This is a genomic window from Microbacter margulisiae, assembly GCF_014192515.1.
Classification (GTDB): domain Bacteria; phylum Bacteroidota; class Bacteroidia; order Bacteroidales; family Paludibacteraceae; genus Microbacter; species Microbacter margulisiae.
In genome coordinates this window covers 2,143,858-2,167,157 of record NZ_JACHYB010000001.1, presented here as the reverse complement: position 1 = coordinate 2,167,157, position 23,300 = coordinate 2,143,858, and the positions used below count along the sequence as shown (strand labels likewise).

At 41.5% G+C, this 23,300-nt stretch carries 20 protein-coding genes; 8 read left to right on the top strand and 12 right to left on the bottom strand.

Annotation, left to right across the window (positions count from 1 at the left end):
- Window positions 1-38: 38 nt before the first annotated feature.
- Both hypD and FHX64_RS08855 read right to left on the bottom strand, forming a co-directional pair.
- Window positions 39-2,402: a trans-4-hydroxy-L-proline dehydratase gene (gene hypD / locus FHX64_RS08860; protein WP_183413412.1), complete on the bottom strand. Its 2,364-nt coding sequence runs from the start codon at window positions 2,400-2,402 to the stop codon at window positions 39-41.
- A 57-nt stretch (window positions 2,403-2,459) separates the two neighbouring features.
- Entirely contained in the window at window positions 2,460-3,254 is a 795-nt protein-coding gene (locus FHX64_RS08855; RefSeq protein WP_221202173.1) for a glycyl-radical enzyme activating protein, read from the bottom strand.
- A 907-nt stretch (window positions 3,255-4,161) separates the two neighbouring features.
- Here FHX64_RS08855 and FHX64_RS08850 point away from each other — a divergent pair.
- The 6 genes from FHX64_RS08850 (at window position 4,162) to FHX64_RS08825 (ending at window position 9,109) form a co-directional block, all read left to right on the top strand.
- The gene (locus FHX64_RS08850; RefSeq protein WP_246392280.1) at window positions 4,162-5,433 is read left to right on the top strand and encodes an IS256 family transposase; all 1,272 of its coding nucleotides are present in this window, start codon (window positions 4,162-4,164) and stop codon (window positions 5,431-5,433) included.
- Window positions 5,434-5,951: 518 nt separating this feature from the next.
- Window positions 5,952-6,254 (top strand): ArsR/SmtB family transcription factor, encoded by a 303-nt coding sequence (locus tag FHX64_RS08845; protein WP_183413411.1) that lies wholly within the window; start codon window positions 5,952-5,954, stop codon window positions 6,252-6,254.
- 21 nt (window positions 6,255-6,275) lie between these two features.
- On the top strand, window positions 6,276-6,518 hold the full coding sequence (locus tag FHX64_RS08840; RefSeq protein WP_246392356.1) for a thioredoxin family protein: 243 nt from the start codon (window positions 6,276-6,278) through the stop codon (window positions 6,516-6,518).
- 18 nt (window positions 6,519-6,536) lie between these two features.
- Entirely contained in the window at window positions 6,537-7,565 is a 1,029-nt protein-coding gene (locus FHX64_RS08835) for a permease (protein WP_183413410.1), read from the top strand.
- A 62-nt stretch (window positions 7,566-7,627) separates the two neighbouring features.
- Window positions 7,628-8,542, top strand: a complete 915-nt coding sequence (locus tag FHX64_RS08830; protein WP_183413409.1) for a cation diffusion facilitator family transporter — start codon at window positions 7,628-7,630, stop codon at window positions 8,540-8,542.
- Between the two features lie 117 nt (window positions 8,543-8,659).
- The gene (locus FHX64_RS08825; protein ID WP_183413408.1) at window positions 8,660-9,109 is read left to right on the top strand and encodes an OsmC family protein; all 450 of its coding nucleotides are present in this window, start codon (window positions 8,660-8,662) and stop codon (window positions 9,107-9,109) included.
- 87 nt (window positions 9,110-9,196) lie between these two features.
- Here the strand turns inward: FHX64_RS08825 and FHX64_RS08820 are convergent, their stop codons facing one another.
- The 3 genes from FHX64_RS08820 to FHX64_RS08810 all read right to left on the bottom strand — a co-directional run bounded on the left by FHX64_RS08820 (window position 9,197) and on the right by FHX64_RS08810 (window position 11,873).
- Window positions 9,197-10,030, bottom strand: coding sequence for a SecDF P1 head subdomain-containing protein (locus FHX64_RS08820; RefSeq protein ID WP_183413407.1), 834 nt, complete (start codon window positions 10,028-10,030; stop codon window positions 9,197-9,199).
- Window positions 10,031-10,109: 79 nt separating this feature from the next.
- A complete protein-coding gene (locus FHX64_RS08815; RefSeq protein ID WP_183413406.1) occupies window positions 10,110-10,508 on the bottom strand; it encodes a hypothetical protein in 399 nt (132 codons plus the stop codon).
- A 108-nt stretch (window positions 10,509-10,616) separates the two neighbouring features.
- Window positions 10,617-11,873: an aminotransferase class I/II-fold pyridoxal phosphate-dependent enzyme gene (locus FHX64_RS08810; RefSeq protein ID WP_183413405.1), complete on the bottom strand. Its 1,257-nt coding sequence runs from the start codon at window positions 11,871-11,873 to the stop codon at window positions 10,617-10,619.
- Window positions 11,874-12,418: 545 nt separating this feature from the next.
- On the opposite strand from FHX64_RS08810, the gene FHX64_RS08805 reads away from it, so the two are divergent.
- Entirely contained in the window at window positions 12,419-13,192 is a 774-nt protein-coding gene (locus FHX64_RS08805) for a class I SAM-dependent methyltransferase (protein WP_183413404.1), read from the top strand.
- Between the two features lie 51 nt (window positions 13,193-13,243).
- On the opposite strand, the gene FHX64_RS08800 is transcribed toward FHX64_RS08805, so the two are convergent.
- From FHX64_RS08800 to FHX64_RS08790, 3 genes are all read right to left on the bottom strand, one after another.
- Window positions 13,244-14,095 carry a class I SAM-dependent methyltransferase gene (locus FHX64_RS08800; protein WP_183413403.1) on the bottom strand — a complete coding sequence of 284 codons (852 nt, stop codon included), beginning with the start codon at window positions 14,093-14,095 and terminating at the stop codon, window positions 13,244-13,246.
- 54 nt (window positions 14,096-14,149) lie between these two features.
- Window positions 14,150-15,967, bottom strand: coding sequence for a MutS-related protein (locus FHX64_RS08795; RefSeq protein ID WP_183413402.1), 1,818 nt, complete (start codon window positions 15,965-15,967; stop codon window positions 14,150-14,152).
- A gap of 327 nt (window positions 15,968-16,294) precedes the next feature.
- Entirely contained in the window at window positions 16,295-17,098 is an 804-nt protein-coding gene (locus FHX64_RS08790) for a DUF4382 domain-containing protein (protein ID WP_183413401.1), read from the bottom strand.
- Between the two features lie 404 nt (window positions 17,099-17,502).
- On the opposite strand from FHX64_RS08790, the gene FHX64_RS08785 reads away from it, so the two are divergent.
- On the top strand, window positions 17,503-18,498 hold the full coding sequence (locus tag FHX64_RS08785; RefSeq protein ID WP_183413400.1) for a GlxA family transcriptional regulator: 996 nt from the start codon (window positions 17,503-17,505) through the stop codon (window positions 18,496-18,498).
- Window positions 18,499-18,550: 52 nt separating this feature from the next.
- On the opposite strand, the gene FHX64_RS08780 is transcribed toward FHX64_RS08785, so the two are convergent.
- From FHX64_RS08780 to FHX64_RS08765, 4 genes are all read right to left on the bottom strand, one after another.
- Complete coding sequence (locus FHX64_RS08780) at window positions 18,551-19,006, bottom strand: cupin domain-containing protein (protein ID WP_183413399.1); 456 nt, start codon at window positions 19,004-19,006, stop codon at window positions 18,551-18,553.
- Between the two features lie 202 nt (window positions 19,007-19,208).
- Window positions 19,209-20,207, bottom strand: coding sequence for a type I glyceraldehyde-3-phosphate dehydrogenase (gene gap, locus FHX64_RS08775; RefSeq protein ID WP_183413398.1), 999 nt, complete (start codon window positions 20,205-20,207; stop codon window positions 19,209-19,211).
- Window positions 20,208-20,392: 185 nt separating this feature from the next.
- The gene (locus FHX64_RS08770; protein ID WP_183413397.1) at window positions 20,393-20,971 is read right to left on the bottom strand and encodes a YdeI/OmpD-associated family protein; all 579 of its coding nucleotides are present in this window, start codon (window positions 20,969-20,971) and stop codon (window positions 20,393-20,395) included.
- A gap of 1,069 nt (window positions 20,972-22,040) precedes the next feature.
- Window positions 22,041-23,198 (bottom strand): pyridoxal phosphate-dependent aminotransferase, encoded by a 1,158-nt coding sequence (locus FHX64_RS08765; RefSeq protein WP_183413396.1) that lies wholly within the window; start codon window positions 23,196-23,198, stop codon window positions 22,041-22,043.
- Window positions 23,199-23,300 lie beyond the last annotated feature (102 nt).

Sequence of the window (23,300 nt, the reverse complement as noted above, 5' to 3'; positions counted from 1 at the left end):
TTCCTATCTTTAAATTTACGGCAAAGTTTTTTCAAGGATTACATGGCTTCGTGTTCGGTTCGTGCGATGATTTCGTTCTGCAGGTCAGTTCCCAGATCGTTGAAATAATCGCTATATCCGGCTACACGAACAATCAGATCCTGATGCTGCTCCGGGTGTTTCTGTGCATCGCGTAATGTATCCGCATCTACTACGTTGAACTGGATGTGATGCCCGTTCATGCGGAAGTAACTGCGCACCAAACCGGATACCTTGCGGATCGCTGTTTCGTCTTCAAAGAATCCCGGACTGAATTTTTGATTCAACAGCGTACCTCCAGTGTGTAAATGATCGATTTTTGCCGCGGATTTTATAACTGATGTCGGCCCTTTCCTGTCAGCTCCCTGTACCGGTGATATTCCTTCCGAAACAGGCAATCCTGCTTTTCGTCCATCGGCGCTTGCATGCATCACGCTTCCGAAATAAACGTGACTGGTTGTGGGCAACAGGTTTATCCTATATTGCGCGCCGCGCGGACTAATATGACCTTTTACTGCATTATAATAGATCATAAAGACGTCCATGAGCTGGCTGTCGGCAGCGTCATCATCGTTTCCGTATTTTGGCGTTTTGTACAGTAGTTGATAAAGCAACGCGTCATGTCCTTCAAAATTATCTTCCAATGCTTTGACAAACTCTGCCAAAGTTAATGATTTATCAATGAAAACATGTTTGTTCAATGCGGTAAGCGCGTCGGTCATTGTGCCCATTCCCACTCCCTGGATATAGTTGGTGTTATAGCGCGCTCCTCCCTGAATGTAGTCCATTCCGCGTGCTACGCAATTGTCTATGATCAGCGACAGGAAAGGTGTTGGAATATGTGACATGAAAATCTTTTCAATGATATCGTTTCCTGTAATTTTGATGCGGATAAAATGTTCTACCTGTACTCTGAAAGCTTCCAACAGTTGTATATATGCGTCAAATGTCGAAACATCGCCTGTCTTCGGGCCGATTTGTTTTTTGGTACGTGGATCGAACCCATTGTGCAGGGTTATTTCCAAAATCTTCGGCAGATTGAAATAGCCGCAAAGGATATAGCTTTCGGTTCCAAAAGCTCCTGCTTCCACACATCCGCTGCATCCTCCATTCCGTGCATCTGTGATATCTTTTCCCTGAATCACTAATTCCTGGATAATAGCATCGGTATTAAAAATAGAAGGTTGTCCGAAACCTGTTTTTGTGATTTCTATTGCCCGGTCAATAAATTTGTCGGGATTCAGCCTGCTGAGTTGAACCATTGAACTTGGTTGTAGCAATCGCATTTCTTCAATCACATCCAGCAGGATATAGGACATTTCATTCACGGCATCACTTCCGTCCGGTTTCACTCCTCCAAGGTTGATGAGGCAAAAATCCGTGTATGTGCTGCTTTCTTCAGCCGTAACCCCGATTTTTGGAGGAGATGGATGATTGTTGAACTTCACCCAGAAGGATTCGAGCAGTTCTATGGCTTTATCCCGACTAAGTGTCCCCGCTTCGGTTTCCGTTTTATAAAACGGATAAAGATGTTGATCGAGCCGTCCGGGGTTAAACGAATCCCATGGGTTTACTTCGGTAACGACTCCCAAATGAACGAACCAATAGTGTTGCAACACTTCATGAAATGTAGCAGGCGCGTGTGCCGGGACGCGGCGGCAGATACGTGCCATTTCATGCAACTCGTTTCTTCGCTCTGTATTGGCTTCGTTAATTGCCATTTGATCGAGTTTTTCAGCGTGCCGGTTGGCATACACGATCAGTGCATTGGCCGAAATCTTCATCGCTTTCAACTCCTCCAATTTATTGCATGCCTGAGGATCGTTAATGAAGTCGAGCGACTGCATACTCTCTTCCACATCTTCGATAATATCAAGCATTCCTTTACGGAAAATTTGATACCCTGCTACGGTGTGCCCCGGAGCGCGTTGTTCCATAAATTCAGTAAAAATGCCAGCTTCATAAGCATCATGCCATTCGCTACTCATGGCGTTCATAATACGATCGCGATTGGAGCGTCCTTCCCAGAAAGGAATAATGGTTTTAGCGTAAGCTTCGCGTGTCTCTTCATCCACACGAAACCAAACCTTTTCACGGGAGTTCAGAATCTCCAGATCATGTAGTGAGTGAAGGGTGATTTCGGGATATGTTGGCGTCGCTTTTGGCGCAGGTCCCCGTTCTCCTACAATCAGTTCCGGATCATTGATGCAAATGCTTTTATGTAACAATAGATATTCGAATGCTTTTGCCCGTTGTACGGGGATGGAATCGCCAGGTGCCACATGGTCTTTATAAAATTCTGTTATCAACAAAGCTCTCTCGGCGGAGATGCGATTGATGGCATTCAGGCTTTGTTCCCGTAATTGTTTTATTCTTGGAGTCATCGTTTCTTTTTTTATCATTGCATTGTCCGAATCGGTTTCATCGGAGGTATCTTATGCTTATCCTCCGATTTTTACGTCAAATCCGGCTTCTTCAAATCGTTGTTTTGTCGCTTCCAGATCACTTTTATTCATTGATTTGACCCCGGTAAGCATATTCATTATTCCGAACCGTTCATATTTGTGTGTGGCAGTATTATGGTATGGCAACAGATCCACACTTTCCGGTCGATTGGGTATGGAAGATAGGAAACGAATAATCTTTTCAATATTTCCTTCCGTATGCGTGATTTCCGGGACCATAGGGACTCTTACGCGGACTTTTTTCCCGATGGATAGGAGCTGTTTCAGATTTTCAAGAATCGTTTTATTGGAGACGCCGGTATATTTCCGGTGTTGTTCTTCATCCATCAATTTCAGATCGTACAGAAACAGATCTGTCCACTGCATTGTCTCTTCAAACCAGTTCCACTGTGCATACCCCGACGTATCCACTGCGGTATGCATGCCATGCGCTTTACAGGCCGCCAGAGCTTCGTTGAGAAACAGATGCTGCAGCATAGGTTCTCCTCCTGAAAATGTCACTCCGCCGCCCGATTCATCCATGAAAATTTTTTCTTTCAATAGTTCCTTCATCAATGTTTCCACAGACATATTGTTCCCTGCGGTTTCATTTTCAATAAAGGTTTTTTGCCCGATTCGTATGGTCTTTGGAACCGTACATATGTCGCCATTGATGCTTTCGGGGTTGTGGCACCAGATACATGATAGCGGACATCCTTTCATAAAGACTGTTGTCCGTATTCCCGGGCCGTCATGTACCGCAAAGCGTTTAATATCAAATATAATACCCATGATAAGAATGCCCTGAAAAGGCAATACAATGAAAAACTAAAACTGAAAAAGCAATACGAGGAAAAGAATAGATGAAAGAAAGTTTGCAGGAGCTTAAATCATCCAGCATTCGAACAAACCCTTGCCGGATTTATGTAGAAGATTTCCCATGTGTTTGGATGAATAGTGCATGGATTTTGATTTCTTTCTTTGCAAAGGTATGGATATTTGAGAAGAAATAGTTTTGAATGAAAAAGATTTGCTCTTTTTCTATGTTGCTAAATTACCCCAAAAAATGATGAAGTGTTGAAAGTCTTCCTGACAATGGCCATCGCTTTCACATTCAGATCGCTATCCGTGTAGCAGTGTGATAAAAAATCAGATGAGATTGTTGCCATAAGAACTTGTTTTAAGATTACAATAAAAATATAGGCACAATAAAAAACCTGGATTCGGTTGAATATGCTTTGTGGTGTATTCACAATGAGGTATTGTTGACATGATTTAATGTAAATGATGGCCGATTTATGCTGTTTTGTCTGGAAACGGGCTATTGTGGGTAAACAATAAGTTATTGTGTACACACAATGATGTTTTTCATGTCCACAAAAATCCATTTCGTACACGAAATGATGCATATCGTGTACGAAATGACATTTTTCATGTATGAAATGCCTTTTTCGCCTAAAAAATGAGGCATATTGTATGTTAAAAACATTATTTCGTGTACGAAATGCTCCGTTTCGTGTAAGCAATTTTCTGTTTCGTGTACGAAATGAACAAATGTGTGTACGAAATGAAGCGTTGTTTGTCCACAATTGAAGGAATCTGCCCGATATGCAATGTGATATGCAAAAGCCATTGAGACCGTCCAAAAAACTGTGTAAATAGAAATAAATGCTTATTTTTATAACAGAAAAAAAAGGACATGAAAAAGCAGAAATCAGTATTATCAAAATTGAGTGCAGAAGATGAGGCACTTTTCTCCCAGTTACCAACAGATTTTTTCAAGGGTTTCAAGACCATGCAAGACATAAATGGTTTTATGGATAAGCTATTTAAGCGGGGAGTAGAAAAGATGTTAGAAAGTGAGTTGAGCGAACATCTTGGCTACGACAAGCACTCAGTCAAAGGAAATGGCAGTGGGAACTCTCGTAATGGAAAAACCCGCAAGTTAGTAAAGAGCAGTAGTGGAGAAATAATTATAGAGGTTCCCCGCGATCGTCAGGGTGAGTTTAATCCCATCGTTTTGCCCAAGCGTCAAAAAGTAATAGACAAGATAGAAAGCGTTGTGATTTCTTTGTATGCACGAGGCATGTCGACTCGTGACATAGAAGCTCAGATAAAAGACATTTATGGTGTCACTATCAGTTCTTCGTCCATATCCAATATCACAGATCAGGTAATGAGCGATGTAGAAGCCTGGCAAACCCGTCCATTGGATGATACTTATCTGATTGTTTGGTTAGATGGTATTCGTATCAAAGTTCGTTCAGGAGGTAAGATAATAAGTAAAAGCGTTTATCTGATTATCGGTTTAAATACCAATGGACATAGAGAAGTTATTAGTATGTGGATCAATGAAACTGAATCGGCTTCATTTTGGATGAACGTGTTGGATGATTTGAAGAAACGAGGGGTGAAAGATATTTTAATTGCCTGTTCAGATAATCTGAAAGGGCTAACCCAGGCTATTCAGGCTGTGTTTCCGGAAACAGTAACACAATTATGTATTGTTCATCAGATAAGAAACACGATGAACTATATTGGGACAAAGGAAAAACGGAGTTTTATGCATGATCTTCAACAAGTGTATCAGGCCCGAAACTTAGATGCTGCTGGGGAAGCTTTTGCTGAATTGGAAACTAAATGGGGAGAGAAATATCCTTATGCCATTAAATCCTGGATTGCAAATTGGGAAAATCTGACAGCCTATTTTACCTATCCAGCCGAAATACGAAAGATTATCTATACCACTAATGTGATTGAAAATCTAAATCGAAGCATACGCAAATACACCAAAAATAAATTGATGTTTCCTGATGATCAGGCAATGAAAAAAGCAGTGTATCTGGCGATCCAACAAGCCTCAATATCTTGGAGTGCAAAAGTTTCCAACTGGCCATTGATTGCCAATCAGTTTATGATTTTATATCCTGATAGAGCAAATATTAGTGACACTAGTTTAAGAATAAAATAAAAACGGAAGTTTTTTCTTTTCAAACCCCTCAAAAATTTTGAGAGGGGATTCGAAAAGAAAAAATAATAATAAATGAGATAAGAATGCGTTTACACAAATTTTTGGACACTACCAAGCCATTTCTTTTTGTGTCTGAATAACTGTTTGTTATCTAGGAATATATAAAATAGTAATATTTATGCGCTGAAATATTATGGTTATTTATGTATAAATGCAAGCTTGTTGTTGGGTCGTAAGGTAATTATTCCGAATTTTTCCATTCCATCCGATTTTCAATCCACAAAAATCCTATGCTACCTGTTTTTATTTTCAATACACTATGCATAAAGATCAGCCGGGTGAAAATTGCAATCTATTCCATGATTGTTATGAAAATAAGTAGTTCCAAACGCGACATTATCGGGTTCAAATTACGTATCTTCTCTATCTCCGGCTTTTTGACCCGCCCAAGGTAGATTATTTGCAAAAACACTGTATCTTTGTTTCGTTATTTTACGAAATACGAAATGCGATTCATCATGTCACAAGAAACCATTCTTTCCGACCAACAAATCCGTTTGGCACGTTATGCAAAAGCGCTGGGGCATCCCATCCGGGTTTACATTATGGAGTATCTGGTGAAAAATGCTAACCGTTGTTGCTACAGCGGTGATCTTTCGATGGAATTACCAATTGCACGCTCCACGCTGTCGCAGCATTTGAGTGAATTGAAAGATGCCGGCCTGATTCAGGGCGAAATAACTTCTCCTTATATCCGTTACTGCATTCATCAGGAACATTGGGAAGAAGCCCGGCAGCTTTTTGAAGGACTTTTTGTTTAATAATGAAATGATATTACCGTTATGATGGATATTAAAATTTTAGGGACAGGTTGTCCCAAATGTAAAGCGTTGGAAAAGCTGACGCGTGAAGTAGTAGCAAAAGCTTCTATTGAGGCTACAATCTCCAAAGTAGAGAATGTTATTGATATTATGCGTTATAATGTGATGATGACGCCTGCCTTGGTAGTCAATGAAAAGGTATTGATGAAAGGCAGAATTCCTTCTGCGGACGAATTGCAACGATTACTGACCAATATCGCATAACTTCTGTTTGATAGTACGATGCATAAGACAGATTTTGCACGCATTGGATGGATTTCCGGAGGAGTGATCGTTTGGTTGATCGTCTATCATTTTCTGCAACCAGTAGCCGATTGGTTTGTCGATTCTCTTTTGCGGATGACGCCGGGAGCTCGACTGGCTGAAGCAGTACGCTTTTTTGTGTTCGAATATCCCAAAGTGATGATGTTGCTGCTGCTGATCATTTTTTTTGTGGGTATAATCCGTACTTTTTTTACGCCAGAGCGTACGCGTAAAGCTTTGGAAGGCCGCAGAACATTCACAGGTAACATAATGGCGTCATTGCTTGGTGTTGTCACCCCGTTTTGTTCCTGTTCAGCCATTCCTCTGTTTTTGGGTTTTGTAGAGTCGGGAGTTCCGTTAGGAGTTACCTTCTCTTTTCTCATTGCTTCGCCCATGATTAACGAGGTCGCTATCATTTTACTGTATGGCCTCTTTGGCTGGGAAACGGTATTTATTTATATCAGCACCGGACTTGTTATTGCCATGCTGGCGGGAGCGGTCATCGGGTGGTTGAAGTTGGAGAAATGGGTCGAACCATGGGTGTTTGACATTCATCCCGAACAACAAGAGGAAGAAAAAACGTTAGGTATAACTCTTGCTTTGCGTATGCAGGCAGGATGGGATGCCGTGAAAGAAATTATCGGGAAAGTATGGATTTATGTAGCATTGGGAATTGCTGTCGGAGCCGGTGCTCATGGTTATGTTCCTCAGGGATTCATGATTTCACTGATGGGTAGCAGCGCCTGGTATTCGGTCCCTTTATCGGTACTTATCGGTATTCCTTTATACTCCAATGCAGCAGGTATTGTACCCATTGTTTCGGTGTTAATTGAAAAAGGTGCATCACTTGGTACCTCTTTGGCTTTCATGATGTCTGTCATTGCACTATCTTTGCCGGAAATGATTATCCTGCGAAAAGTGCTGAGGCTACCTCTTATTTTTACCTTTATCGGAGTGGTTGGAACCGGCATTATGATTGTGGGTTATCTGTTCAACTGGATCTTTTAGTCCTTGGCTATCATGTAGGAAATGATTTATGACTGATTTACTTTTTCAAATGATGAATTGACATGGAAGAACATCATCATCACCACCATCACCACGAAGCGCCTCAGATCACACATCTTAACAGGGCTTTTATTGTGGGTATTTCTCTGAATATTCTCTATGTATTTGTAGAATTCGGGGCGGGATTCCGTTTTAATTCCCTATCGCTGATTTCCGATGCAGGGCATAACGTGAGCGATGTGGCGGCATTGGCATTGTCATTGCTGGCATTCCGCCTGATGAAAGTGAAAGCAAATGATAAATTTACATACGGTTATCGTAAATCGACCATTTTGGTATCGCTGATCAATTCGGTAGTGCTGTTCATCGTGATCGGAGGGATTATTGCCGAGAGTATTGCCCGTTTGCATCATCCTGTTGTGGTGCCTGGTATGCCTGTATCTATCGTTGCAGGACTGGGAATTGTGATTAATGCCGTGTCGGCTTTGCTTTTCTTTCGCGATAGGGAAAAAGACCTGAATGTGAAAGGGGCTTACCTTCACCTGATGTCTGACGCCATTGTATCCCTTGGTGTCGTTATTTCGGGAGCTTTGATGGTTGTCTGGCATATCTACTGGCTTGATATGGTGATGAGCCTCATTATTGTGGTGGTGATTTTTTATTCCACATGGAATCTTTTCCGCGACAGCCTTTCCCTGACACTCGACGGCGTTCCAAAAGGCGTTGATATGTCCGTTGTTATTGATGCCATGAAAAGCGTCGAAGGCGTTGAGGATGTACATCACGTGCATGTATGGGCGATGAGTACGACACAAAACGCTTTGACTGCCCATGTGCTTGTGCTTTGCAATACAACCATCGAACAACAGGCCACCTTAAAACATGTTATTAAAGAGCGATTGGCATCTGTCAATATTCATCATGCCACGCTTGAATTTGAAACCCTGGAAGAAAAATGCCATGATTTGCACCCGTAAGGCTTCGCATGCGGCAACATCAAGGAGTCGATATGCTTGGAGTTAGATAACCAGGATATATAAACCCGTCATCCGCTCTTTTAGAGATAAACATCCGGGTGACATAAATATGAAATAATGGAAACTACAAACAAACAAATCAGAGTTGTAATTGAGGGGCAGAGTGAAAGTGAAACGAAAATTAATCTGCGCGCCGGGAAGTTTAACCTGATTATTGATGAACCTGCTGCCATGGGTGGTAGTGACGAAGGTCCTACTCCTGTACAGGTTCTGTTAATGTCGCTGGCAGGCTGTCTCAGTATTACCGGTCATGCCGTGGCACAACAACGCGGGATGAAACTCAAAGACCTGAAGATAAAGATCGACGGAACGATGAATCCTTGTGCTTTTATGGGCGTTTCCTTTGAAGAGCGTCCCGGATTTCAGATGATAAATGTTAATGTTGAGGCTGATTTCGAGGGCGCCACGCAGGAAGAGAAAGATGCCTGGCTTGAAGAAACGGAGAAACGCTGTCCTGTGACGGATAATATCAAAGAAAGCACGCACATTACATTGACTTCTAAATAAAGAATTGCCAGGATTCTCTGCGCATTGAAACAAAGAATAACCCGGGGCTTACATTGTCCCGGGTTATGTTTACTTGCACATCAATGTTTACTTGACTACCTGAAGATTTAAAGGTAACACTCCGTTGTCACCAATAGCTTTAAACGACCTGACTTCAGGTTGTTTGAATTTTCCTGAAATGGAACAACGTCCATTGTCAATCTCAGTTTTTATTACCGGAGCATACAGCACCTGGTTGTCTAATACTATGGCAATGGGTTGATGAATGGATGCTTTTGTTGTAGCCTTCCATTTCTCAATTGCTGATTTATGCAAAACAATATTCAGATTGTAGCCTGATACATCTTGCTTGTACTGAATTGTTTTAATGTCATTCTTTGTAATGACAGGTTCTGCAGTAAGTGCATAAAGTGTAACTACGGAATCACGCTTCACGGTTCCCCACACAAAACGGCATTGTTGCACCGTATTATGTGTATTCAAATAATGATCAATTGCGTTAACTTCAGTGTAAGGAGCATACCCTATCCCTCCATCCATCTTGTCTCTTTTTAATAAAGAATCCAGATAACGGTCTCCATGAATAAATTCCAATACATCATTACCCGGGTAGACGGTGTAAAAAGCAAGAACGCCTTTTTGCGTTGCTAGTTGTTCGATGATTTTGATGTCATCATTACCGGGCCATGAAATTTTTATCTCTTTCGTTTTGTCCATTATGCTTACTTTAAAATGATCCGGACAAAAACTATTCAATCTTTTTGAGATAATGTTGGCAGATTGTAAAAGAGCTGTTGGTGTTGCCTGCTTATTCAAGGATCGTATGATGATGTTTTCCGGAGAATGCTTCTGTGCCGGACATCCTAATGCAAATATGCCTGATATGCAAATTGCAATAAATAAATATATTATAGTTTTCATTTGTTTGAATTTTTAAGTTGTAAAATATCTGCCTCTTGCCATGGACAAAAGATTGTAATAATGCGAATATGATAAATGATCAACTTAAAATCGGGACTTCCCCGCTTTCCTTGGGGAATAGATGATTATAAAAGCGGTAAACTAGGGAAAATGGAATTAATCGACGTTCGTTTTGGAGAACGGTGACAACATGACTAGCCTTTTGGTTGTCTGCCTGGCAAATCATTTCCCAATCAGAGAGATTGAGATGCAATTGATCAACAATCTTAATCGCTTTTGGGAAAAATGAAGGCAGTTGAGCGGAATTGACAACAAGTGCATTGACCTGATCCGGATGAATATTCTGCGTTATTGCCTGTTGGTGTGTAGAGGATGCAGCTTCCGATTTATTGGAAAAAGCAACAACAAACAAGAGGAATAGCGCCATCAACACCATTCGCTCTATAAAGTGCATCATATTTTCTCCATCCTTTTGCATGTTGCAAATATACATTGTTTTAATACAATATATATACGATGGCCAAGTGAATGAGCATTATTTCTTGTCCGCTACTCTTCTTGTTTGTGTTTTGCTGAATAGAAAGCATTAGGGATTTGAATCAATAGTCTCTTTGATAATAGCAACGCATTTATCCATTTGTTCCTGCGTATGATAGGATGACATCGACAAGCGCAACCGGGTTCGTTTGCTGGATACAGCAGGGTATGTGACAACGCCGGTATATAATCCTTTGTCATAAATGATTTTGCTTATCTTCCTTAGTTTCTTGTCGCTTCCAATAATTACGGGTATGATCTGTGATTCGGTGCCTCCGGTATCCAGTCCGGCTTCTTTGAGTTTCGACTGCATATAAGAGGTATTTTTCCATAGCTGGTCACGATGCGATTTATCATGCTGATAAAGTTCTATAATCTTCAGGATACCTGCTGCCGTATGGGGGGCTATTGCGCAGGAAAAAACGTAAGAACGGGCAAACATTCTAAGATAGGTGATAAGTTTTTTATCGCCGGCTGCAAAACCGCCTAACGCCCCGAATGACTTACTGAATGTCCCGATAGAAATATCTATTTGATCTTCAAGTCCGAAATGTTCGGCTACTCCTCTTCCGTTTTCTCCAAATATAAGCGTTGAGTGCGCTTCATCTAATAAGATTCTGGCTCCATACTTTTTGCAAACGGCGACGATATCGGGGAGATTTACCATGTCCCCATCCATACTATAGATGCCCTCTATGCAAACAATCGCTCTTTTGGTATTAATACTTTGCAATATTCTTTCAAGATGTTCTGCATTATTGTGGCTGAAAATCTTTATTTCAGCGCCGGCCAACCGTGCTCCATCATGAATGGATGCATGCGAAAGGATATCCAGGACAGCTATATCGCCCGGTTTTAGCAGACACGAAAGTGTTCCCAGATTTGCTCCGTAGCCGGTTGAGAATACTATGGCATCTTCTTTATCTTTGAATCGGGCAATAGCATTCTCTAACTTTTTTGTCAGGTCATAGTATCCGCTGAGCAGAGGGGCTGACACTGCTCCTGTTCCATAGCGAGCCAATGTCTCTTGTACGGTTTTTATTACTTCAGGATGGAACGAATAGCCTAAGTAGTTGTACGAACAAAAGTTCAGAAATTTTCTTTCGTGATCCTGAAAGCGATCGTACGCATTGAATTCAGCAACAGGAGCTGAACTGATAGGGTTGCCGTAAATCATGTACCCTTTTGCAATGGCGTCCTGATAGAAATTCCAGAATGCCTCTTTTACTTCAAATAAATCTTCACCTTTATAACCTGCAAAATCTGCTAAGCTATAATCATCACTGTTAATGTTATTAATGTCCATGTCAATTAAATTTGTTGGTTTTATATTATAAGTGCACGGAAGATTGCTACAATTGAAAATCAGATAAAAACAACAATCAGTAATCTATTAGATGATCGATAGTTTTCGAGACATGAAGTGGTTGATTTGACCATACAAAAGTACATAAGTTTTGATAAATAATATGTGGTTATTTTTATATAACCCAATTGATTATGTTGTTCATTGAATGACTGTTGTGCATGGGAATGATATCCTTAAAGTGCTTGTCTGGATTTTTGTCTGTCGAATATTTCGAAATCGACTGCATTGAGGTTAAATCAATCTGTTGGATAAATATATTCACTGAGAAATTCCTATCTTTGCTCCACTTAAAATAGTTGGATGTTTAAATTTAATGCGGATTTGGTAAAGTAAATAACCTCTGGTATTTTGCCAAAGGTTATCCCTCCTGATTTTAACTCGGCATCTCTTTGTCCGGGTCATTTTTCCTATATCTATTTAATAACAAATTGAGGTTTGGCAAATGTTCTTTGTCATGGGCTCAATATATAAATTTAAACATCATGAGCAACGAAAATAAATCGATTCACGAATTCGACTTCAATTTAATCTGTGAATATTTTTCAGGTATCGAGCGGCAAGGTCCGGGCAGTCCTGAAGCAACCCTTAAAGCATTAAGCTTTATCGAAAATCTTACCGATAAATCGCTTATTGCCGATCTTGGTTGCGGAACCGGAGGCCAAACCATGATGCTGGCACAACATGCTCCCGGATATATTACGGGGATTGATCTGTTCCCTGCTTTTATCGATCTGTTCAATGCGAATGCCTGCAAGTTGAATTTGCAAAGCAGGGTGCAGGGTATTGTCGGATCCATGGATAACCTTCCTTTTCAACGGGAGGAATTAGACCTTATCTGGTCGGAAGGAGCTATTGCCAATATTGGCTTTGAAAAAGGCCTGAATTATTGGAAGGAGTTCCTCAAAACAGATGGCTATATTGCCGTAACATATGAGTCATGGTTTACTGATGAACGTCCCGTTGAAATTGAAAAGTTCTGGGTTGATGCTGTTCCGGAAATTGACACAATAGGGCATAATATTTCAATAATGCAAAAAGCCGGTTATCATCTTGTTGCCGCGTTTACATTGCCTGAAGCGTGCTGGACGGAACATTTCTATCTGCCGCAACGAAAGGCACAGGAAATTTTCCTGAAGAAATATGCAGGGAACCCGATGGCGGAAGACCTTATAGCCTACCAGCAATATGAAGCTCAATTGTATGATAAATACAAGGCTTATTACGGTTATGTGTTCTATATCGGGAAGAAATTGTAGCGGATGAATCAGGAAGGGTTGCCGTGAAAAACAGCGGCAAGCCTTCTTTTATTATGTCGTTGCCAACAGGAATAGTTCTCCGCTGGCAGGCAAAAGATTGTCGGTTCTGTTTGTAAAATACAATTGTTCCATATCTCTGGTGGATATTGTTTTTACCTCTTTAAACCCTGTTTCATGAACTAAAGCTACGATTTCATCAGGTGTAAAGAAGCTGATCATCGGTGTTCCTGCTTCACGGGCGCCTTTCTCTGCTATCTCCTGCATGGGCTTGTCTTCTTCGTCAAGGATTTCCAGAGGTAAATAAAATGTCATGGCAAGTTTTGATCCCGGTGCAAACGCTGCAATTTGTTTCAACAAAATTATAATGGCCTCTTTAGTCAGGTACAAGCTCACTCCCGTGCAGGCAACCACCGCAGGCTTGTCGGGATTGAATCCTGCTTTCAACAGTTGATTTTGCCAGGAAGATATTTCAAAGTCAACGGCCACAAAATGGAGCCATTCAGGGATGCCGAACCCAAGATCAGTTAATCGCTGTTGTTTCCAGGCTTGCGTATCGGGTTGATCAATTTCGTATACCTGAAGTCCGGATGCAATATCAGGCCTGCGTTGGGCGAAGGTGTCGAGTCCTGCTCCGAGAATGACATACTGGCCGATTCCCTCTTTGTTTTCTTCAATAACGAAATCTTCAATAAAGCGGGAGCGGGCTACCATGGATGCCCGTAGCCGTTTTGTAAATTTCATGTCAGGGCGTTGTTGCCAGTCATCAGGCGGCGCTATTAATTGCAGCCCAATATCATCTTCCAGGATATAGGGTTTTGCATCCACCTGCATGTGTAGTGCCCTCCATAAAGCTGTCCGTACCGCTGTATTATCCGGTTCTGGTATTTTTTTGTTTTGTTCCATAGGTCTGTTTTACTTTTATCATGTTTGCTGAAGAACTTCTTTAAATTCGCCATGTCAGCTCTTCTTTTTTTCTTCATAATCAGTAATAATTCCCATTTTCTGCATTAGAAAAGAGGCGTTTAGTTTTTTGCTGATTCCCTTTTTAAGCTTGTAATCGAAAAATAGCTGATCATTGGTAAGTTCTACTTCAAAGCAGGAATTGTTGACGACTCCAGAATATTTTGTTTCCAATTCTCCTATTGACAGGTCATGCGTAGCGATAATGACCATTGCATGCAGGCTGATCAGTTTTTCAAGCAACCCTAATGAGCCTGTTTGTTTGTCTTTTGTGTTGGTTCCCCGTAGTATCTCGTCCAGAATCACCAGGGTGTGGGGATGGGATGCTACATGCTCAAGTATCTCTTTCAGCCGTAGCAGTTCTGCGTAAAAGTAGGATTCATTATTGGATAGCGAATCCTGTATTTTTATACTTGAAAGAATGTCGCAGGGAGTGAACTCAAACTGTTGCGCAATAACCGGCGCTCCATTCATGGCCAGCAATAGATTTACGGCAACAGTGCGCAAGAAAGTGCTTTTTCCTGCCATATTGGCTCCGGTAATAATCAAAACCGAAGGTGTATTGGTAATCCTGAACGTGTTATTAACCCTTACTTTAGGATGCAGCAGGGGATGTCCCATCTCTATTGCTTCGATGACAAAACTGTCTTCACGAATCGTTGGATATGCTGTAGTTTCGCTGTTATTAAAAGCAAAAGTGGCAAAGCTAATCAGGACTTCCATCTCCGAAAGGGATGAAAACCATATCCTGATGCTTTTTTTATGCCTATTTTTCCATGACAAAAGGCGATGATAAGTCTGTATGTCAAGTAGGAATAGTGCATTTAAGATAAAAGATATCAAAAGGTTGTCCCGTATCTCAAGAATGGAAAGAATTCTGAACAATGATTTTAAGGCAATGCTCGCTTTCATTTCGCCTTGCAGTAGTTGTTGCTGTAACTTTTGCAGGTGAGCGGCTGTGAAATGTTCTTCCTCTATGAGTTGGAACAATGCGGTATATTTTACAAAAATGTCGGACACATCCCTGAGGTGCGAATGAGCTTTTGCGATTTTTTTATTTTGCCGGCCCACCACAACCAACGAAACCATGACAGGCCACAAGATCGACGTCCAGGTCAAGAGTTGTACGGCTGCCAGAATAATCCACACTATATTGATACAGGCCAGAATCAATGATAAAGTTCTTATTCTTGTACTGTTTTCATCTGCTGCGTCTATCCATGCTTGCAGGGAAGCGATCTCATGCCCGTTTTCAGGAATGGCTTTCCCGTTTGCCTGCAAGTCATGCATAAAATCGGGTTTTCCACGCAATTCATCAATAGCTTTTTGCTTTGCACGTATGACGGCAGTCTCTTTCTCCGGATTGCAAAGATTCTCTGCCAGCCGCATCCTCCCGATACGTGTAGAGCAGCGGTTGAGATATTGAAACAAAGATCCTTTGCCGAACAGATCAAAATCATTGGCCAGAAATGAATTGATGGGAGTATAGGATTGTCCCGTATCGCGATGAATGTAATCGTGGTCGAGAAAAAGTAGCTCTTCCTTCAGGATTTGGAGCTTAAAAATGACGATTCTTATTTCAGCCTCGAGTTTGGCATGCCTGTTGACAAGCATCGTGAAAGGGGCTAACGATAAGAGCGATAAAACAAGAAAGAGAGAATATCTTCCTGTTGAAAAAAAGAGGATCAGGAATCCGGCAAAAGCTAGAAAAGACAGCAGCCGCATCCATGAGAATTGCTTGCTTTTCCGTTTTAATGCAGTAAGTTCCCTTTCAAGCAACGCTATTTTATGTTGATAATAATCAAATGGTGACATGAATGGTTATGATTGGGTACTCAGAGGAAAATCTGAAGCCCGATAATTCCGTGGAGGATTGCAGACTCTAACTTCCTGTTTCTTCTTTAATTTCGTGCTTTTTTATCAGTCATTCTGTTACTCTGTTATTCAGTTATTTGATTTCCAACCCCGCCCGCTTCGCTCGTCCCCTTTAACCAAAGGGGACAGCACTTGAACATCATGTTTTGGCAACCATGGTAGCCTTAGCTTGTTTGACAGATTACTTCTTCCCTTGTTTTGAAGGGAAGCACCTGCAGGGGGATGGGTTAGATGTTCCTGTAACTTTTGCTTTTCAGATCTTCTTTCCTACTGTGTTATTCTGATCGTATCCAGACTGACATTGCTACCGGACTGTACAGTTGCGGAAGCTGTGTTGGTAACTACCGTCGTATCTGTGGGCATAAACTGTACGGTATAGGTGCCGGGTATCAGACCGGAAATCCGGAAATAATTTTTATTTGTAGTATCTGCCACGGTCCATAGCGTGTCACTGCCGGTTACGACAAATACTTTTGTTAGTAATTTGGCCGGAGTTATATTCCCTTTGATATAGGAGGTAACATCGGCTATATACGATCGCAATGTCGGGTTTAACGTATAGGTATTATTCCCTGTGGAAAAGATAGATTTCCCTACATTAAAATCAATAATGACAGAATAACTGCTTAATGTTGAAGGGGCAGTTTCATCCACATTGATGGTAACCCCCGATTGTATCCCGCCTGAAATTGTTAGTGGTACTATCGTTCCGTTTTTCAATGTACCGTAGTTGTCGCCTCCAAAAACTACATGGATTTGTTTGATCGTGACACTTTTGGATAAAGTGATCTGCGATAACAAGACGCTATTTCCATTCATGAGCGATTTTAAATTATAGACGGAATCGGTGAGCGCCACTTTGGTGATACTTGAATCGGATGCCACATAATCAAGTTCTTTTATGTCAACATTCACTCTGGTGAAGTTTAATTGAAAATCCTGCGTAGCCGGGTCATCTGCCAAAAGAAAAAATACATTCTGTGTAGTAGCCGAGGGAGCCGGCGTGTTAGTACCGCATGACACCAAAGAGATGAAGCCCAAAGTAATAAGAAGGATTTTCCAGGAATTCATTTGATTGTATTTCAGTATTTATTTACGCTGTAAAGTTATCTCCGGCAATCGTCAAGGATCATAAAATATGTGGAAACTACATTAATTGAACTGATCTTCTATCTGTAACACCTTTGCTTGAAATTACCTCCTCATATCGTGTTTGTTGCTGCGGGACGAATCTTACTTGGCATTACCTTATTTTTTCGCAAATATATTGTTTTTTATTTACAAACTATCTGATCATATTTTTTAAGGGGGATGATTAAAAACAGGACGATGGCATGAAGAGAATGTGTCGGGCTGCAACAGTTGTTTTGTATGATTCAAAACGTTTAATATGAAAATTTATGGCTTGAATGTGTGATTTCTTGCAATTTCTGCCAATGAAAATTATCTTTGTCTTTCAATAAAACATTACGATTATGGGAGAAACAAAACATATTGTCATTATTGTACCGCCGATGACTTCTATCCTTGACATTGCAGGTCCGCTCGAAGTTTTTACAAAAACGATCGAGTATATCCATGATAACGTTTCGGCTTCAACGCAATCTTACACAACGCATGTAGTCTCCGCTACTACTTCTACCTATGTTGCAACCACAGCAGGGTTACCTGTTGTGTGTGAAGGCAATTTAAGCTCTATTCATTACGAAATAGATACCGTTATTCTTGCCGGAAAAGGGGATTTGGATCCTGATGATACCGAATTGAAGCCTCTGGTAAACTGGCTAACGGAAAACGCCGGTCATTTCCGTCGTATTTGTTCCATATGTGCCGGGGCTTATATGTTGGCTGAAGCGGGCTTGCTTAATGGACGAAGAGCTACAACCCACTGGAGAAATTGCGATAATATGGCTAAACGCTATCCGGCAATCATAATGGAAAAAGATCCCATTTACATCAAAGACGGAAACATATATACGTCGGCTGGTATTTCTACCGGTATGGATTTGTCGTTGGCATTGGTGGAAGAAGATTTTGGACGCGATATTGCAGTGAACGTAGCCAGAATCCTGGTTTTGTATCTGAAACGCCCTGGCAATCAGTCCCAATTCAGTAATATTTTGATGTATCAAAAAGTCGATTACGAACCTATACAACATATTCAGGAGTGGATCCTTGAACATTTGTATGAAGACCTTTCCGTAGAGATGCTGGCAGAGAAAGCGCTGATGAGTCCGCGAAACTTTGCCCGTGTCTTTTTGCGTGAAACAGGTATCACACCTGCCAAATACATAGAAAAGATGAGGTTGGAAACGGCCCGCCGCCGGTTGGAAGAAACCCGCCTGACGATAGACGAAATATCCAGTGAATGCGGTATAGGGAATGCGGATGGTTTGAGGCGTTTATTCCTGCGTCATATGAAAACTACACCGAGCGATTACCGCAAAAGTTTTTCTACGGCTTTAAACTAAAATCAGGGCTTCACTTAGTGAAACCCTGACTACAAATCATAGCGAATTAAGCCTATTTCCATTTAGCCTGATAGGGAACCTTTTCTCCATCGTCGGTTGTGTATTCTTCCAGTGAGTTTTGTTTCGATTGAATCACGATATAAATCATTTCTTCATTGGATGCGTTGTAAATGCCTCTCACGCCTTTGGGAGCAACACGGATCACACTCCCTTCTTTTATCCCGAAACAATCATCATCCACCTGAAAAGATCCGTATCCTTTCAGGATAATGTAAGTTTCTTCATTTTTTCGGTGTAAGTGAAAATAAGGTTGCTCTGTATGTGCCTGCAAGGAATTGAATGAGATTTCAGTACCGGTAGCCCCGGTAATATTTTTCAAAAAGACCTTGCCTTCAATTTCCTTCTTACTGATAGGGTGGATTAGTGAATAATCCCTGATGCCATTTAACTCGTTCAGATTTACGGCACAATAATTTGAATTTTCTGATATTTTTTCTATTTGTTTCATCTGTATATGATTTTATTGTTGTTGGGTGGAATGAATTCCCGTTAATTGGTGGTTTTGTGATTTCATGTTGCTCAAATCATCTCCATTCTTATTGGTATTGTGAAGCAACATGTTTATCTCATCTGTTACGTTATTTTGTCGGATCATTTTAGTTTGTTAGTCAGAAACTTCTTTCCTGAAGTCCTGGCTACCAAAACTAATATTACAATCCTCCGAAATAAATGGCAGTACGAACCATTTGAGAAACAAAGGACATTTCGTTGTCGTACCAGGAAACGGTTTTCACTAGTTGCTTATCGCCTACGCTAACAACTTTCGTTTGTGTGGCATCGAAGAGAGAACCATAATGCATCCCGATCACGTCGCTTGACACAATAGGATCTTCTGTATATCCGTATGATTCGTTGGACGCTGCTTTCATCGTTGCATTGATCTCATCAACGCTTACCGCTTTGCCCAGCAACGTAAATAACTCTACTACAGAACCTGAATGTACCGGAACACGTTGTGATGAACCATCAAGTTTTCCTTTCAGTTCCGGAATTACCAATCCGATGGCTTTTGCAGCACCGGTAGTGTAGGGGACAATGCTATCTCCTGCTGCACGTGACTTGCGGTAATTCACTTTCGGATCGGGAGTATCCATCAATGGTTGTGAGTTGGTATAAGCATGGATGGTAGTCATTTGTCCGGCTGCGATACCGAAAGTATCGTTCAGTACTTTAGCCATAGGAGCCAGGCAATTGGTAGTACACGAAGCACAACTGATCAGTTTATCCTCCGAATTCAATATGCCATGGTTTACATTAAAGACAATGGTCTTTACATCTTTATCGGAAGGAGCAGAGATAATCACTTTTTTAGCTCCGGCAGTCAAATGGGCAGAAGCTTTTTCACGCGATTCGAAAATGCCGGTACATTCCAGTACCAGATCAACCTGTAAACTGGCCCAAGGTAGTTTTGCCGGATCTCGTTCTGCATAAACTTCAATTTCTTTTCCTTCCACAATCAGTGTCTTATCGGTATGGCTGATTGTTTTTTGGAATGTTCCCTGTACCGAATCATATTTCAGCAGGTAAGCCAGCATCGAAGGCGCACTTAAGTCGTTGATCGCAACAACTTCCAGTTTGTCACTGGCCATAATTTCGCGGAAGGCTAAACGCCCAATCCGACCGAATCCATTGATAGCAACTTTGATCATAACTTTACTTTTTTGTGGTTACTTGTTCGTAATTGTTTTACGCTGCAAAGTTACAATCAAACATGGGTGTCTGAAATGACAATTATCCGTCGATTCCTGCCAGAATGAATAGTTCTGTTTTATGTTTCGTTTTCTAAGTTCAAACTGTCCTTTACTGTCCGATTGGCAATTCCGGCAGGGTGCATTTAATCATTCATTCCCTTTCCATCGAGAATTTGAGGTATCCATTTCTCAATTCTCGACTCCCGTGTTTTCGATTGTTTCGGTGCAGCAAAAAAGAGCAGGTAGGCTCTTTGCCGTCCTGGTGTTAATGCGTCGAAGGCCATCTTCAGGGCAGGTATTTCCTCCAGCTTCTTTTGAAACTCTTCCGGAATTTCGTAATCAGCTGTCTTTTTCAGTTCTACCTTCAGTCCTGCTTTCTCTACTTCAATGGCTTCATAAATATAGGCTTTCAGGATGGATGCCACAGTTGCAATCTCCCGGACACTGGTGAAGCGCACCTGACGCCCTGCCTGGGTGTTCTCTCCTGTCCTGATCAGAATACCGTTGGCATCGTGCAATAAAGCTCCTTTGAAAAACAGGAGCGCACAGTATTCTTTAAATCCCTGTATGATCACAATGTTGCTTTTCTGAAAAGCATAGCAGGGCTTCCCCCATTTCAACTCTTCGGTCAGGCCGCAATCCAGAACAATCGCTCTCAGTTGTTCAAACTCTTCCTGCCACTTTGTGGCTTTACTTAGAAAGATGTCTACTTTAGGATCCATGTTGTTATTTCTTTATTATGCCTTCATCCGGACATTCGGATTTTTTACTGTTTACTGGTTAATTTGTTAGAGTTCTTCTTTAACTTCAGATTTTCATTGTCCGTTGTCAATTAAATCGGTTACTCTGTTATTCAGTTATTCTCTTTCCAACCCCGCCCGCTTCGCTCGTCCCCTTTAACCAAAGGGGACAGCACGTGAATATCATATTTTGGTAACCATGGCAGTTTTAGCTTGTTTGACAGATTAATTCTGCTGTTTTATCAGTCACTCAGTCATTCTATCATTCAGTCATTTGATTGGGGGATGGGTTAGGCATTGTGTTACTTCTTTTCCTTCTTGTATTCTATTTTTCAATTACTCTGTCATTTAAGTAAGATGTCAGGGCTACGCCCCTTTTCCCCAGCATTGTATATTTCGTTCTACCAAGATGTCAGAGCTAACGCTCCTTTAGATTGAAGGTTTGTAACTTCTTTAACTTCAGATTTTCATTATCCATTGTCAATTAAATCGGTTACTCTGTTATTCAGTTATTCTCTTTCCAACCCCGCCCGCTTGGCTCGTCCCCTTTAACCAATGGGGACAGCACGTGAATATCATGTTTTGGTAACCATGGCAGCCTTAGCTTGTTTGACAGATTAATTCTGCTGTTTTATCAGTCACTCAGTCATTCTATCATTCAGTCATTTGATTGGGGGATGGGTTAGGCATTGTATTACTTCTTTTCCTTCTTGTATTCTATTTTTCAATTACTCTGTCATTTAAGTAAGATGTCAGGGCTACGCCCCTTTTCCCCAGCATTGTATATTTCGTTCTACCAAGGTGTCAGAGCTAACGCTCCTTTAGATTGAAGGTTTGTAACTTCTTTAACTTCAGATTTTCATTGTCCGTTGTCAATTAAATTGGTTACTCTGTTATTCAGTTATTCTCTTTCCAACCCCGCCGGCTTCGCTCGTCCCCTTTAACCAAAGGGGACAGCACGTGAATATCATGTTTGGGTAACCATGGCAGCCTTAGCTTGTTTGACAGATGGCAGATTGAAGGACAGAAGGATTGTAACTTCCTTAACTTCTTATTCTTTTGTCTTCAGCTTATGCAGATATTTTTCCAATCGTTCGAGTCCTTCGGCAATGTTTTCAAGCGAATTGGCATAGGAGAAACGGACAAAGCCTTCTCCCCTGGTTCCGAAATCAACGCCTGGAGTGATGCCGACATGTGCATTTTCAAGTACATCAAACGCAAAATGATAGGAATCGTCCGTAAACTTCCGGGCATCTGCCAACACATAAAAAGCGCCCTGCGGTTCGATCTTTATTTCAAAACCAATCTCCCGTAACCGGCGGATCATAAACACTCTTCTTTCATCGTAAACAGTCCGCATCCTGACCACATCGGGATCAGCTTGTTCAAGCGCTGCAATACCTGCGGCCTGAGCCGTGGAAGGAGCACAAATGAAAAGGTTCTGTTGCAGAATCTGCAATGTACGCATATATTGCGGCGGAGCAATCAGGTATCCGAGCCGAAGCCCGGTCATGGCAAACCGCTTCGAAAAACCATTCACCACAAAGGCATTGTCGGTAAACTCAAGAATGGAGCGTGCCCGGCCATTGTAAACAAGCCCATGGTAAATTTCATCGGAGATAACAGGGAAATCCAGTTGAGCCAACGCTTCAAATACTTTATCTTCCACCAATATACCCGAAGGATTCATTGGCGAATTGATAAACAGCGTACGTGTGCGGGGAGTGATCGTTTTTCTCAGCAGATCCATCTCATACTGGAATCCTGTTTCGGCACGCACCTCCACATCAACAGGAACAGCACGGCAGGCTAACACAAAATTGCGGTAACAGGCATAACCCGGATTGGTCATAATCACTTCATCGCCGGCATTGCACAACGCCATAAGAATCATTAGGATGGCAGGCGAACTTCCCGAAGTAACCAACACGCGATCGGGTGTAACGGAAACGCCATATTCTTTCTGATAAAACCGGCAGATGGCTTCCCGTAAATCAGGTGCACCAAGCGAATGGGTATAATGGGTTTTACCTTGTTGTTGAGCCAGGGTGGCTGCAGTGGCAACACATGGGGGAACATCAAAGTCAGGTTCTCCCACTTCAAGATGGATAACGGAGATTCCCTGCTTTTCGAGTTCGGATGCACGCTCCAATACCTCCATTACGATGAAGGGCGTCATCTTTTCGGCATCGGGATTTATGGAAATCATGATGGCTTCGTTTTATAAGCCAAAGTTCGGCAAAAAAGATGAATCTGCCATAGAATACTTTTACCCTGTCCTGTTAGATTTAAAAATTCGATGAGATGGAAA

Bases quoted from the DNA above. Each gene is read 5' to 3' on its own strand.
- FHX64_RS08840 (WP_246392356.1), top strand. From the start codon at position 6,276: ATGATGGATATTAAAATTTTAGGGACAGGTTGTCCCAAATGTAAAGCG.
- FHX64_RS08815 (WP_183413406.1), bottom strand. From the start codon at position 10,508: ATGCAAAAGGATGGAGAAAATATGATGCACTTTATAGAGCGAATGGTG.
- hypD (WP_183413412.1), bottom strand. From the start codon at position 2,402: ATGACTCCAAGAATAAAACAATTACGGGAACAAAGCCTGAATGCCATC.
- FHX64_RS08835 (WP_183413410.1), top strand. From the start codon at position 6,537: ATGCATAAGACAGATTTTGCACGCATTGGATGGATTTCCGGAGGAGTG.
- FHX64_RS08770 (WP_183413397.1), bottom strand. From the start codon at position 20,971: ATGGATCCTAAAGTAGACATCTTTCTAAGTAAAGCCACAAAGTGGCAG.
- FHX64_RS08765 (WP_183413396.1), bottom strand. From the start codon at position 23,198: ATGATTTCCATAAATCCCGATGCCGAAAAGATGACGCCCTTCATCGTA.
- FHX64_RS08805 (WP_183413404.1), top strand. From the start codon at position 12,419: ATGAGCAACGAAAATAAATCGATTCACGAATTCGACTTCAATTTAATC.
- FHX64_RS08845 (WP_183413411.1), top strand. From the start codon at position 5,952: ATGTCACAAGAAACCATTCTTTCCGACCAACAAATCCGTTTGGCACGT.
- FHX64_RS08855 (WP_221202173.1), bottom strand. From the start codon at position 3,254: ATGGGTATTATATTTGATATTAAACGCTTTGCGGTACATGACGGCCCG.
- FHX64_RS08785 (WP_183413400.1), top strand. From the start codon at position 17,503: ATGGGAGAAACAAAACATATTGTCATTATTGTACCGCCGATGACTTCT.
- gap (WP_183413398.1), bottom strand. From the start codon at position 20,207: ATGATCAAAGTTGCTATCAATGGATTCGGTCGGATTGGGCGTTTAGCC.
- FHX64_RS08780 (WP_183413399.1), bottom strand. From the start codon at position 19,006: ATGAAACAAATAGAAAAAATATCAGAAAATTCAAATTATTGTGCCGTA.
- FHX64_RS08850 (WP_246392280.1), top strand. From the start codon at position 4,162: ATGAAAAAGCAGAAATCAGTATTATCAAAATTGAGTGCAGAAGATGAG.
- FHX64_RS08810 (WP_183413405.1), bottom strand. From the start codon at position 11,873: ATGGACATTAATAACATTAACAGTGATGATTATAGCTTAGCAGATTTT.
- FHX64_RS08830 (WP_183413409.1), top strand. From the start codon at position 7,628: ATGGAAGAACATCATCATCACCACCATCACCACGAAGCGCCTCAGATC.
- FHX64_RS08790 (WP_183413401.1), bottom strand. From the start codon at position 17,098: ATGAATTCCTGGAAAATCCTTCTTATTACTTTGGGCTTCATCTCTTTG.
- FHX64_RS08800 (WP_183413403.1), bottom strand. From the start codon at position 14,095: ATGGAACAAAACAAAAAAATACCAGAACCGGATAATACAGCGGTACGG.
- FHX64_RS08820 (WP_183413407.1), bottom strand. From the start codon at position 10,030: ATGAAAACTATAATATATTTATTTATTGCAATTTGCATATCAGGCATA.
- FHX64_RS08825 (WP_183413408.1), top strand. From the start codon at position 8,660: ATGGAAACTACAAACAAACAAATCAGAGTTGTAATTGAGGGGCAGAGT.
- FHX64_RS08795 (WP_183413402.1), bottom strand. From the start codon at position 15,967: ATGTCACCATTTGATTATTATCAACATAAAATAGCGTTGCTTGAAAGG.